Genomic DNA, 344 nt, shown 5'->3' on the forward strand with positions numbered 1-344 from the left:
GCGCAGCGCGGCCACGGCGGCGGCGGCGCCGGGCTTGGGCGCGTCGGCAAACGCCAGCAAGGCCAGCGGCGTCCAGCCGCCATCGGCGCTGCGCTGCACCAGCGCCGACAGGGTGGCGCCATCCGCCTGTGCCTGTTGCACCCTGCTGGCCCATGGGGCCAGCGGCACGCCCAGTTCGTCCATCCAGCGCAAGCTGCCCAGGTACAGCTGCCGCCCCTCCACCCAACCCAGGGTGCCACGCCCAGGCAGCGCCTGCACGTCCTGCGCCAGCGGCACGGTGTGGCCCGCGGCTTGCGCGGCCTGCACCACGGCGCGGGCCAGCGGGTGCGCACTTTGCGCTTGCA

1 protein-coding gene is annotated in these 344 nt (G+C 75.9%); it reads right to left on the reverse strand.

Going from position 1 to position 344, the window contains the following annotated elements; translation table 11 throughout:
- Positions 1-344 (reverse strand): HAD family hydrolase (locus CON76_RS13500; protein ID WP_240592751.1); only part of this gene is annotated, 344 nt, incomplete at both ends.

The sequence above is a fragment of the Macromonas bipunctata genome (assembly GCF_002837135.1).
Lineage (GTDB): Bacteria > Pseudomonadota > Gammaproteobacteria > Burkholderiales > Burkholderiaceae_C > Macromonas_A > Macromonas_A bipunctata.